Source organism: Facklamia miroungae (assembly GCF_012396555.1).
Lineage (GTDB): Bacteria > Bacillota > Bacilli > Lactobacillales > Aerococcaceae > Facklamia > Facklamia miroungae.
Window position 1 is genome coordinate 30,482 of the sequence record NZ_JAAXPS010000002.1, and the last position, 13,009, is coordinate 43,490.

General features: G+C 34.8%; 12 protein-coding genes and 1 riboswitch. Of the genes, 5 read left to right on the forward strand and 7 right to left on the reverse strand.

Going from position 1 to position 13,009, the window contains the following annotated elements:
* Positions 1-93: 93 nt before the first annotated feature.
* From HF969_RS02135 to HF969_RS02155, 5 genes are all read left to right on the forward strand, one after another.
* Positions 94-390 (forward strand): DUF6110 family protein, encoded by a 297-nt coding sequence (locus HF969_RS02135; protein ID WP_090289131.1) that lies wholly within the window; start codon positions 94-96, stop codon positions 388-390.
* On the forward strand, positions 380-2,473 hold the full coding sequence (locus tag HF969_RS02140) for a heavy metal translocating P-type ATPase (protein WP_210727864.1): 2,094 nt from the start codon (positions 380-382) through the stop codon (positions 2,471-2,473). Before HF969_RS02135 ends, HF969_RS02140 begins: the two co-directional genes overlap by 11 nt.
* A 108-nt stretch (positions 2,474-2,581) precedes the next feature.
* On the forward strand, positions 2,582-3,109 hold the full coding sequence (locus HF969_RS02145) for a GNAT family N-acetyltransferase (protein ID WP_090289132.1): 528 nt from the start codon (positions 2,582-2,584) through the stop codon (positions 3,107-3,109).
* A 1,315-nt stretch (positions 3,110-4,424) separates the two neighbouring features.
* Entirely contained in the window at positions 4,425-5,054 is a 630-nt protein-coding gene (locus HF969_RS02150) for a TetR/AcrR family transcriptional regulator (protein ID WP_090289133.1), read from the forward strand.
* Positions 5,017-6,357, forward strand: a complete 1,341-nt coding sequence (locus tag HF969_RS02155; protein WP_090289134.1) for an MATE family efflux transporter — start codon at positions 5,017-5,019, stop codon at positions 6,355-6,357. Before HF969_RS02150 ends, HF969_RS02155 begins: the two co-directional genes overlap by 38 nt.
* A gap of 352 nt (positions 6,358-6,709) precedes the next feature.
* Here the strand turns inward: HF969_RS02155 and HF969_RS02160 are convergent, their stop codons facing one another.
* From HF969_RS02160 to HF969_RS02190, 7 genes are all read right to left on the reverse strand, one after another.
* Positions 6,710-7,069 (reverse strand): hypothetical protein, encoded by a 360-nt coding sequence (locus HF969_RS02160; protein ID WP_090289135.1) that lies wholly within the window; start codon positions 7,067-7,069, stop codon positions 6,710-6,712.
* Positions 7,070-7,136: 67 nt separating this feature from the next.
* Positions 7,137-7,235, reverse strand: a riboswitch (SAM riboswitch).
* 77 nt (positions 7,236-7,312) lie between these two features.
* A complete protein-coding gene (rbsB, locus tag HF969_RS02165) occupies positions 7,313-8,239 on the reverse strand; it encodes a ribose ABC transporter substrate-binding protein RbsB (protein WP_090289136.1) in 927 nt (308 codons plus the stop codon).
* A 20-nt stretch (positions 8,240-8,259) separates the two neighbouring features.
* Positions 8,260-9,213 (reverse strand): ABC transporter permease, encoded by a 954-nt coding sequence (locus HF969_RS02170; RefSeq protein ID WP_090289137.1) that lies wholly within the window; start codon positions 9,211-9,213, stop codon positions 8,260-8,262.
* On the reverse strand, positions 9,213-10,694 hold the full coding sequence (locus tag HF969_RS02175; RefSeq protein WP_090289138.1) for a sugar ABC transporter ATP-binding protein: 1,482 nt from the start codon (positions 10,692-10,694) through the stop codon (positions 9,213-9,215). Before HF969_RS02175 ends, HF969_RS02170 begins: the two co-directional genes overlap by 1 nt.
* Before the next feature lie 10 nt (positions 10,695-10,704).
* Complete coding sequence (gene rbsD / locus HF969_RS02180; protein ID WP_090289139.1) at positions 10,705-11,103, reverse strand: D-ribose pyranase; 399 nt, start codon at positions 11,101-11,103, stop codon at positions 10,705-10,707.
* A complete protein-coding gene (rbsK, locus tag HF969_RS02185) occupies positions 11,078-11,986 on the reverse strand; it encodes a ribokinase (protein WP_090289140.1) in 909 nt (302 codons plus the stop codon). The genes rbsD and rbsK overlap by 26 nt, the downstream gene beginning before the upstream one ends.
* Entirely contained in the window at positions 11,986-12,966 is a 981-nt protein-coding gene (locus HF969_RS02190) for a LacI family DNA-binding transcriptional regulator (RefSeq protein ID WP_090289141.1), read from the reverse strand. Before HF969_RS02190 ends, rbsK begins: the two co-directional genes overlap by 1 nt.
* Between the last annotated feature and the right edge of the window lie 43 nt (positions 12,967-13,009).

Sequence of the window (13,009 nt, forward strand, 5' to 3'; positions counted from 1 at the left end):
TTTCCAAAAAAGCACTCAACTTGCTTTGATATTTGAAGGCTCCTTTTATCAGTGCTATAATTATTTAGATATAAACAGAAAGAAGGAATTAAAATGTTGAAAAATTTAAAAAAAGCAACAGAATTATCAAAATCATCTGGTTTATTCCTAGGAGGCGCTCTTTTCGGTAGCCTTGGTTTAAAACTCTTAACCAGTAGAAAAGCTAAAGAAAAGTATGCCGAAGTGATCGCAAAATCTTATCAATTAAAAGATGAACTTGATGCAAGCGTATCAACAATTAAGCAACATACTGATGATGTCTTGGCAGATGCTCAAGAAATATATCTTGCTCAAAAACAACAAGAACAAGCAGAGAGTATTGAGGATATAGAAGGCTCTAATGAAGTTTAAAATTTGTCACCAGAATAAAAAGCGAGTGAGGGTGAAAAGCTCTTTTCTTCTGACATTACCAGTCCGTGAAATGATTAAGGAAGAGGCACGACTTGAACCATCCATTCAAAAAATAGTCTTTTATAATGATGAAAAGACAATAGCTATCTACGTTAATGAAGAGAATTCAATTTCAGAGGCGCTTAAATTTTTAAATCAATTAAATAAAGACCGTTTAATAAGTTGTCTACGAGAACCATATCGCAAAGAAAGGACGCCTTATGTAATTATTTCTAAGGAACTCAGTTTGTTTGCCTTAAGACGCTTGTTTTTACCTCATCCGCTTCAGAATCTTTATACAATGTATTTAGCTACTAATTATATAAAAAAAGCTATCCAATCTTTGTCAAATAACACTATTAATATGGAAGTTTTAGATGGGACTGCTATTTTAACGGCAATATTGATTGGCCAGCCTAGAACAGCTAGTTCTATTATGTTTATTATGGGTCTTGGTGACCAACTAAATGATTGGACCAATAAAAAATCGATCACCGATTTAGAAAACAGTTTAAAAGATCAAACCAAAACAGTTTGGTTGATAGATCGTCAAGGGAATAAGGTTGAACGTAAAGCTAAAGAGGTTCAGCTGAATGATATAATAATTGTATCTGAAGGTAAGGAAATTTTATTTGATGGGGTGGTTGATGCTGGCTCAGCCATGGTCAACGAAAGTTCGCTCACGGGTGAATTTTTTCCGATTCTAAAGCAGGAAGCAGATAAAGTATTTTCAAATACAGTCATTGAATCAGGAGAACTATTGATTAGGGTTACAAATACCACCTTAAACTATCGGATTCAAGAATTGATGTCATTAATCCGTAAATCAGATAACCAGAAAGATAGTCAACAAACCAAATACATAGCTTTAGCCGACAATTTAGTTAAATATAATTTTTTAGGTGTGATTCTCACCTATTTATTCACTGGATCACTACAGAAAGCTTTATCTTTTCTATTAGTTGATTTTTCTTGTGCTTTAAAACTTTCGGTTCCCATCTCTTACTTAACAGCAATTAAAGAAGCTGTGGATAAGGAAATCTTGATTAAAAGTATGGACGTGGTTGAAAAATATAACGATATCGATCTGATAGTATTTGATAAAACAGGAACTTTAACTGTTTCTGATCCTAAAGTTTATAAAACAGTCCCGTTTGATGAGTATAAAACAGAAGATGTGTTACGAATTGGTGCATGTTTAGAAGAACATATTCACCATCCATTGGCTAATGCTGTTGTTAATGAGGCACAGGAAAAAGCTATTGTTCATGATGAAATGCACGGTCAATTACACCACATTGCTTCTCGCGGAATTTTATCAACGATCGATGAAAAAGAAGTGGTAATTGGCAGTTATCTCTTAATGAAAGAGAAAAAGATAAACATCTCGAATGAGCAAATGGTTGTAATTAAGCGATATGAGCAACAATATAATCTGCTTTATCTTGGTTATGAGGGAAGATTGATTGGTCTCTTTCTGATTGATACACCTCTAAGACCGAATGCCACTAAAGTGATTGAGTGGTTTCAAAGTAATAATAAAGAGGTAGCCATAATTACAGGTGATACCAAAGAGCGAACACAAAACCTTATGAATGATCTGACCGTTCAATATCTTCAAACAGAAGCTTCGCCTAATGATAAATATCAGTTTATTGAGGAACATAAAAACTTAGGCAAAAAAATCATGATGCTTGGAGACGGTCTCAATGATTCGGCTGCACTATCTCTGGCTGATATTGGTGCAGTAATGAATGATGCTGCTGATATTTGCAAGCAAACGAGTGACCTCGTTTTATCTAATAATCACTTAGAAAGCCTAATAGAATTAGCTGAAATAAGTTATCTATTAGATCAGCGGATTAAAAAGAATGTCAAAGAAACAATTGCTATTAATAGCGGGCTAATCTTACTTGGTGTTTTTGATATATTATCACCAAGTTCCTTATCGATTCTACATAATCTAACTACGACTGGAATTATCTTGAGAAGCATGTATGGTTTTAAAACGAAAAAAGCTGATCATGTATCAAGTCTGACTTAACAAAACGAGTTAGATATGATCAACTTTGCTGTATCATAGTTAGACTGGATGATCAATTTCAATAATTGGTTAATATAAAATTAACAGTTGCTAAAATGAGGGATTTTTATGGAAATAACGTATAAAAACATATTAATACGTAATGCTGAAAAAGCAGATGCTGCCAAATTGTGTCAGTGGTGGAATGATGGAAAAATAATGGCAATTTTAGGATTTCCCAATGGATTAGGTAAATCAGTCGCAGAAATCGAAGATAAAATTGAAAATTATACCGATGAAAAGGGTCGACTTTTACTAATTGAGTATCAAGGCAAATCAATTGGCGAAATGTTTTATGATAACTTGGGGAATCAAGTCGCAGAAATACATATAAAGATTTGTGAAGCAATTTATCGTAATAAAGGCCTTGGTAGAATTTTTCTAAGTTTACTGACTAAAGAATTATTTAATCAAGGCTATCAAAAGATAATTTTAGACGTTAATCCCCAAAACACTAGAGCCCAACATGTATATGAGCTATTAGGTTTTAAAAAGTTGCGCATTAACTATAACTCTTGGGTCGACCAACTTGGTTGTCGCCAATCGAGTGTTGATTATGAGTTAGTGGAAAATGATTTTAGGGATTATGCTGTATAACTATATTATTTGAATATGAATAACAGATAAAATTTATGTCTACTCCTTGTAAGTTAGCGTTTTACTAACTAACAAGGCGTTTTTTAATTGGGTTGTTGATTATATGACTAAAAATAATAGAAAATTAAAGAGGTGACAGTTGATTGAAATTTAGGAGCTTCTATAATGGATAAAGATATTTATGTATAGGTTACTTTAGTCTATATGGTTATAATCGTGATTATAGCGGGAGTTATCACCTCGACACTCTCATGGCAACATATTCTGATAAGGCTGATCATATCAATTATAGTCGCTTTGTCATTTATATATTCAAAATAAGTAGATTGAAGGTTTAATAAATATAATTGACAATCAAAACTCCATAAAATTAGATGAATACTCTATAGCTAAAACACCTTGAAATTTATTAGCTTTAAAGAAACAACTATTTAATATAGTTATATTAAAATTCTGCTAGATGCGCTTTATTTATTCTTTCTTCTTAAATTTCCAATTAAATGATAGGTGCTATAAAATGATGAGGATGCAAGACACAAGCAGAACTTTTGATAGAAATAAAAAAACAAAGATGACAGAAATAAACGATAGAATTAAAAAATGATATCTATCTCCAACAATTACAGGTTGGTCCAAAGAATCAAATCTTACTTTATGGAATGACCGTCTTGCGAAATATGATCTTGGGCATTAACCGCTTGATCACGATAATATGGATAAAGAAGTAATTCTGATCTAAGAAGAACTTCATCAGCAAAAGTTTTTTTAAATTGAGTTCAATTTTAATAAGCCTGGAGCCAGAGAATACGAATAACAAAAAAAAGAAATCGTAAGTCTTCACCAAAAATTACTAGAAGTCTACTATTGCATTTTTGCAATAGTAGGCTTCTAGTATTTAACTTATTCCACTTCCAGTGAGTCAAAGAGGTTTGATTTTTCATCCAATTATTTCAATTTATACCTTTATTATTGCTTAAGTCACTTAATTTTTTTGACAGTGAATCGTTAACTTTAACTGAAAGTTAACGATTGTAGCTTTGGTTTGAAATTCAGGTTCAAGTTTGCTACTTAAAAGAATTATCTATATCTCAGGTAGCAGATTACAAAGAAACTAAACGTCTCACAGTTGACCAATGACAAGTTCATAATGATTACCTGCTTCATTATCAGACAGGTCAGTCAATAGAAATTATAAAAAATATATCTTATAAGCGTAGATTCTCAAAATTTATTTTATTAAAACTGTTGACTATCTATGAAAATAACTATAAAGTATATATCGACGTAAACGTCGGTATAGAAAGGGGAGTTTTGTATGTGCTCTGCCAAAAGATTAAAGCCAGAAGAAAGAAAAAATGAAATTAAAAAAGCAGCAGCGAAAGTATTTGTGGGAAAAGGGTTTTCAAAGACTACAATGGAAGATGTTATTAATGAAACAACTATGTCAAAAGGGGGAGTTTATCATTATTATGCGAGTACGCTGGATATTCTTCATGATCTTATGGTTGATGGCATTCATTACAGGAATGAAGTTATCCAATCAAATTTAAGTGATTTCAAAAAAGGGTATGAAATTAAATTTATAGCCAAGCAAATCGTCGATAAAATACTCGATGATAATTTTTATATGGATATTTATGTTCAATTTTTAATCGAAAAGAAGAGAAATGAAAAGTTGAATAAATTATTTGAAGTTTTAAAAGAACAAAGCAGACAGGAATTTCTAATTCTTGAAAATAAAAATCAACAATATTTGATGGATGATAATATGTATGATTTAGTGACTAATTTTATTAACTCTATGATTATAGGTGCCGAAATTTTAGATGCTAGAGAAAATTTAAAAATAAACAGGAACATTTTAGAAAGAATGGCAATTATTCTTATTGAAGAAGGAGGCAACAAAAATGGAAAAAACAATGAAAGAGAAGCTCTTAAAAGATAATCTGGTTCGGCTTATGTTTCATCAAGCTATTCCAGCTGTTATTGGTATGATAGTAATAGGATTGTATCCACTGATGGATGGTATTTTTGCGGGTAATATTTTAGGTGAGAAGGCCTTGACGGCCTGTTCTGTTTCTGCGCCCATTACCTTTATTAATAATGGCGTAGCAACACTGATAGGAATTGGGAGCGCTTCGATTCTGTCCAGAGCCTTAGGAGAAGGTGACCAAGATAAAATTGATAAGATTATGGGAAACTTAATTTATTGGGTGATATTGTTATCACTTGTAATTACCATATCTGGACTTCTTTTGGCTCCCTATTTTTTGGATATCTTGGGGGCAAGTGGAGAGATTAAGGAACTTGGTCTTCGATATGTAAGAATTATATTTTTAGGTTCGATATTTGTAAATTTTGCCCAATCCGCAACTATGGTAATGAGAGGAGAAGGTCAAATTAAAAAGGCGATGGTCATTATGGGTCTAGGGGCAGCTTTAAATATAGCACTTGATCCCATTTTTATGATTGCTATGGGCCAGCATGGAATAGAAGGGGTAGCTATAGCTACTCTCATAGCTCAATTTGTTCAAGCCGGTGTTACTTTATATTATTTCCGTCGTCAGAGTAAAGTAGTGAAAATAGGTAAAATTAATAAGAACAAATATATTTCAAAAGAAATGATGGGAGTAGGTGTTTCGGCCATGCTTATGCAGGTTTTGTTTATGGTTCAGCAAAGCTTGTTATATAAGCAAGCGTTTCAATATGGAGGCGATGAATGGGCAACTCTGATGGCAGCAACTCTTAGGTTTTATGGTTTCTCATTTATTCCGTTGTGGGGAATGAGTCAAGCGCTTCAACCTATTATTGGAGCAAATTTTGGCGCGAAACAGTATAAAAGAGTCAAGGAGACAATGAAAATTTTCATCATAGCTGGAACGATTCTAGCTTTGGTCTTCTACATTCCAGCTCAATTTTTTACTTCCAAACTCCTTTCCATTTTTAATGTAAGTCACGCGATTTTAGGAAATGGAATTGGACATTTTAAAATTTTCTACTCTGTTTATATTCTTTATGCAGCAATGATTATGGCAATCACGTTTTTTCAATCCATTGGGAATGGGAAAAAAGCTGGAATTATTGTTATGTTAAGGCAATTAATCCTCTTCGTACCAGCTATGCTTATCTTTCCGGAATTATTTGGAAGTGGAGCAGTCTGGTGGACAGAGCCTCTAGTTGATTTCACTGTAATTGTTATCTCTCTAGTGATGATGTTTAAAGAATTAAATAAGTTAAAAACCATTTAAATTTTTGAACGCTATTATTGAAGAAACTATAACTTTGAATAATGATTATAGAATAATAAAAGTTTTAATTTTAAGTATAAAAATATTAGTTTTTAAAACATCTAATAATGTATTATTCCTACGATCTTATTATATTCTACTGGGTAAACGATTGGCTCTGAATAAGCTAATGTTTAACTGGTTAGTTGTATATTTATATTAATTATGACGAAGATTGTGTTTAAATACAAAGAGAATCTAACTTAACCAGATGATTAAAAGGTTTTAAATAGTAGATCGGATTTGTTTGTTGACTCAAGTAAGCTTAGATTATATAAATCGGAGAGAAATTTGACTCTCAAAAGTAAGTGTACTAATTTTCACTTTTGGGAGTCAATTTGTTTTCATAGCTTTTCTTATTTATTTGCTTGATTACACTTCCTGAGTAACAAAGAAGCGAGATGTGATCTTTAATATTTTTAAGTAAATGATCTGGCACAATATTTTTTTGGTCTAAGATTCCAATTTCATAGTGACATTCAATAGGCAACTTTAAGCGCTGGTTAATGACTGTGGCACTGGTCAGAAAACGGGGATCGATCTTCTTTACCAAATAGTTAATTTGCATTACAATCGCTGCATGAAAAAAATCTAAATTTTGCTCATTTGACCCATTTTCAAAATAATATTGATTAATGCTATCTTTTTCATGCATATTCGCTACTTCTGGCATAAAATCACTCTTAAAAAATCCAATTAAATAGGCACAACTTCAAGAGTCGTGCCTATTAACTGGATAAGACTTATCTTTCTCTTTTGAGTTGGAAGGAACACCTTGCCGAATGGTAGGTTGCTGAAGCGTCGTCGGGCTAATTCCCTCAGCTTACTCTCGATAAGTTGTGGTTGCTTAATTGTGAAGGATATTCACTTTTTAACAATAATCTGTTCATTTTTTAAATTTGGGGAATTACATAGTTTATTTCTCTTCTAATGTATCCTTGGTTACTAATTCTAATGGAGAAGCAATAGACTCCTCAACTTCTTTTTCATTTAAGTGGTTGATGGCTGCTTCGACAGCTAATCTACCCATTTCTTTAGGTTGTTGAGCGATCGTTGCAGCTAATTCGCCTTCTTTAACAGCTTCTAGACCATCGTCATTGCCATCAAATCCAACAACAAGCACGTCTTCTTCTAGACCTGCTGCTTTGATAGCTTCAATAGCCCCTAAAGCCATTTCGTCATTTTGAGCAAAGACGGCCTTAACATCAGGGTGTGCCTGAAGAAGATTTTCCATAACCGTTAATCCTTCGGAACGGTTAAAGTTAGCAGACTGACTAGCGATAATATCTAATTTATCTTTCGCCCCCTCTTCAAAACCTTCACCTCTTTCGTTAGTTGCAGAAGCGCCTGGAACCCCTTCTAATTGAATAACTTTTGAACCTTCTCCAACCTTTTCAATAATGAATTCAGCAGCCATCTTACCACCTTCAACGTTATTAGAAGCAACTAATGAAACAACTTCACCATCTGCTGCATTTCTGTCGATTGTAATGACAGGAATATCTGCTTCGTTAGCGTTTTTAATAGCTGGGACAATAGCGTCAGAATCGACAGGGTTGATCAGAAGAATATCGACACCTTGGGTCATTAAATCATCTAAACCGTTAAGCTGAGTTGTTGCGTCATCTTGTGCATCAACAACTTGTACAGTTGCTCCCATTTCCTTAGCAGCTTCTTCGACGCCTTTTTGTAAGTCGACAAAGAAAGGATTATTAGTGGTTGAAAGAGCTAAACCAATTGTATAGTCTTCTTTAGCCAAAACACCCGGTGCAATACTTAGGTTGGATAGAACGAGAGGGAAGATAGCGAATAGGGCGATAACAATCTTTTTAATATTTTTCATATAAATGCTCCTTTTTAATTTTATTTATCTTTACGATCTAATAAGACGGCGATTAAAATAACCACACCTTGAACAATTTGTTGGTAGAAGCTTGAAACACCTAATAAATTTAAGCCGTTATTTAATGTTCCAATGATTAATGCTCCGATTAAAGTTCCAACAATGCGACCATGACCTCCTGCCATACTTGTGCCACCAATCACGACAGCTGCAATGGCATCCATTTCATAAGCTACTCCGGCTGTTGGTTGAGCTGAATTTAACCGTGAAGTCAAAATCAGACCTGCAATGGATGCTAAGGCTCCTGAAATGGTATAAACAATGACTTTTACTCGATTACTATTAATTCCAGCAATATAAGCCGCTTTCTCATTGCCACCAACAGAAAAAGTTTTGCGACCAAAGGTTGTCTTATGCAAAAGACAATATAAGCCTGCAAAAACAATTAACATGAGAAGAACTGGCACTGGAATTTTCCACAAATACCCCCTTCCAATAGATTCAAAAAATTGACCTCCTTCAAATTTCGTCAGAGGATTGCCCCCTGTTAGCACCAAAGTCAAGCCGCGATAAATAGTCATTGTTGATAGGGTTGCGATAAACGGTACGACATTACCTTTAGTAATGATTACACCGTTAATGAATCCTAAAAGAGCACCAAGGACAACGCCTAAAAGGACAGCCAGTATAGGGCTCATACCATACATCATTAAGTAAGCAACTATCGAACTCGATAAAGCTAGAATGGACCCGACTGACAAGTCGATACCTCCGGTTATGATGACAAATGTCATTCCAAAAGCAATGAAAGCATTGATTGAGACTTGTCTGAGTAAGTTCAGTAAATTGTTAACTTTAATGAAGTTTGGGTTCAATACACTTACTAACACAAATAAAATAATAAGCGCAAGTACCGGACCTAATCTTCTGAAATTCAATCGTTTTTGAAATGATTTTTTTCCCACTGTATCCATTATTTCCCTCCTGTAGCCAAGGTCATGATGCGTTCTTCAGATAATTCTTCTTGAGTAAGACAACCATTTACTTGTCCTTCATGAATGACAAGTACACGATCACTGACTCCAATGATTTCAGGTAGGTCACTTGAAACCATGATAATGCCCACACCGCGATCGGTTAATTCACGCATTAAAAGGTAAATTTCACGTTTAGCACCAATGTCCACGCCGCGAGTGGGTTCATCCAAAATTAAAATTTGCGTACCTGCCGCAATCCATTTTGCTAAGACAACTTTCTGCTGATTTCCGCCTGATAAAGACGATACAGGAAGATGCATACTGCCTGTTTTAATAGCTAAACGCTCAATCAATAATTGAACAAAATCTTCTTCTTCTTTGTTATGAATGAAGCCATGTTCAGAAAACTCATCGAGTGCAGTAATCCCAATATTGTCTTTAATAGAAAAGTCAAGAATTAAACCTTCTTCTTTACGATTTTCTGTTACATAGCCAATACCATTTTTAATGGCTTGTAGTGGGGAAGAAATTTGTATAACTTTATCATTAATAGCTATTGTTCCACGCTCAAGCGGATGTAAACCAAAGATAGCTGACATAATTTCCGTTCTTCCAGCTCCCATTAAACCAGAAACCCCTAGAATCTCACCTTGTTTTAGGGTAAAAGTGATATCTTTAAAAAGACCATTTACAGTTAAATCATTGACTTCTAGAAGGGTACGACCGATTTTTGAGCGCTCACTTGGATAATAGTCACCAATATCACGTCCAACCATCGCACTCACAATTTCTTTCTCCTGGGTTTCTTTTATATCTCTAGTCATAATTGAAATGCCATCTCGCATGACCGTGATGCGATCACTGATTTCAAATATTTCTTTTAAACGATGTGAGATATAGACAATAGCGACACCTTTTTGTTTAAGTTTACGAATAATCGAAAATAAAGTTACGATTTCTTTATCGGTCAAAGCCGCTGTAGGTTCGTCCATAATAATAACAGAAGCTTCATTCATTAAGATCTTAGCAATTTCAATGAGTTGTTGCTGACCAATGCTGAGTTTCCCCATAGAATCATTTAGATCAATTTGGATTCCCAATTGTTTTAAAACAGCTTCCGCCTTTTCTTCCATTGCTTGTTGATTACAAAAAATACCATATTTAGTCATTTCTTTGCCCATAAACATATTTTCTAAGACGGTCATTTCTGGCCAAGTAATTAATTCTTGATGGATGAAGCTTATCCTGTGGTTTTCAGCGTCTTTAGGATTAGCGAACACGGTTTCTTTGCCATCAATTGTAATTTTGCCCTGATCAGTTTTTAATAGACCGGTTAAAATGTTCATTAAGGTGGATTTGCCTGCGCCATTTTCACCCATTAATGAGTGTACCTCTCCAGCTTTTAAGTTGAAATGGACTCCTTTTAAGACTTGGTTCGCCGCGAATTGTTTATGGATATTAGTCATTTGAATTTCCATAATATTCCTCCTAGAAAATGACGCCTGATTGCAAGATAACATTTGCATAAGGAGTCGCTTCACCCGTTCTTATGACAGCTTTAGTGATTTGGGTTTGGCTTTTGAAAGCCTCATGGTCAATAAAGACAATCTCAATTGAGGAATCAAAAAGCGACTGGATTTTTTCTAATAAATTGGGATTGTGCTGCTTTATTTCTTCCGCTAAAATAATTCGTTCAACTTTCATGTCATTGATCACTGCTTTTAAAACACTGATAAAATCAGGTTCACCAATACGAATCGCTAAGTCAATTTTTTCTATATTCTTAGTGATGGGAAGCCCGCAATCTGCAATTGTTAGTTGATCGGTATGACCCATATCCGATAGAACCTTGGAGATATGACTATTTAATATTCCATGTTTTTTCAAAATATACACTCTCCTTCATTTGCTTAATTGTTGGCATTCCGTTTTGAGCGCCTTCTTTACCGATTGATAGGGCGGCAGCCAGGTTGGCAAAACGAATGGCCTCTTCTAGTTCGAGGTGGTTTCCGATGGCAAAAGCGAGAGCTCCATTAAAGGTATCGCCAGCACCAGTTGTATCAATAATTTGCTCCGCTGTATAGGAGGGGACTCTAACCAGTTCATGTCCATTATGAAAGAGAGCTCCTTGAGATCCTAAGGTCACAATCATTTTATTAGGATATTGTGAGAGGATTTCTTCCATTGTTTGCTCGGGAAACATCAATTGAAACTCATGTTCATTAGGGGTTATATAATCAATGGCTGCCATAAATTGCGAATCAAATTCACGCGCAGGAGCAGGGTTATAGATTATTTTACATTGTTCATTTGCCAGGTTATTAAAGACAAATTCGACGGTCTCAGGCGAGCTTTCATTTTGGATCAAAATCAGATCACAGCTGCTGAGAAATGCTCGTTCTTTTGAAACATCTTCGCATGAGTAGGCGTCATTAGCTCCAGCTACATAAATGATCGTATTCTCTCCTTCCACCACATTGATAATAGCTGAACCAGAAGGAAGATTTTGCTTCGTTTTGATATGTGAGACATCAATCTGGTTGTTTTCCAAATTCATTATTAAATTTGCACCAAAATTATCTGTTCCTACTGCTCCTAGCATATATGTTTCTGCACCCAGTCGGCGAGTTGCAACGGCTTGATTAGCTCCTTTGCCACCAAAATAAGTTTCAAAGTTCTCACCAAAAATGGTTTCTCCTGCCTGAGGCCTTCGTTTAGAAGTCACTACAAAATCAGTTGAAATACTACCAATGACTGCCATTTTTACCATTATTCTACCTCCCTTAATGAATTTCTTTGTAATAATTGTGGTTTGATTTGGATAATTTTAGAGGACTGTTGATCGATTTGTTGATTAATAATTGCGAGTAATAATTCCGTCCCTTGGTAACCAATCTGATAAGCAGGTTGTTCGATAGTAGTTAATCCCGGATGAGCATAGGCTCCAAAAACAATTCCATCATAGCCAATGATTTGTACATTCTTTGGGATAACATAACCGAATTGACTCCACGCTTGAATAAGGGCTAAAGCGTAGATGTCATTAGGAGCAATTACAGTATCAATATTTGGATAGTTATGAATAATTTCCAACGCGACTTGATCGGCAAATTCCATTTGGAAGGAAGGGGTAGAGTATATCTGATAAGTTATTTTGTGCTGATCAAAAACAGACTGCATGCCTTGCAATCGTAATTGGGACACTTTAATATCCAATGGACCAGTCACGATTAGAATCGAGCCATGGTTAGTCTCTTTGATAGCTTGGCCGATTAATTTACCACCATAAAAATCATCCGAAACCACTGCAAATCGGTCATGATCATTCATTCGATCCAATGAAACAGTCGGAACATTTTCAGGTGTATTCAAATGAGTCCCATCAATTTTGATTAAACCAGCAACCTTATATTGCTTAAAAAAATGAAGATAGTTCTCACCAATTGCTTCTTGGCCCTCGGTATTGCCTAATAGAAGCATATAGCCGTGTTGCATCGCGCATTGTTCGACTCCCTTGATTAAGGAAGGGAAATAAGGATTAGTGATATCCGGAACCAATAATCCTAAGATCTTCATTGACTGTTTATTTAAAGATCTGGCAATTTCATTAGGTATATAATTTAATTTTTTGATAGCAGTGAGGATCTTTTGTCTAGATTGCTCGCCCACATAACCACTGTTATTAATTAATCGTGACACAGTTGCAACTGAGACACCCGCTTCATCTGCTACATCACGAATTGTTGTCAATTACTTTCACATCCAATCATGTGTAAACGGTTACACATCCATA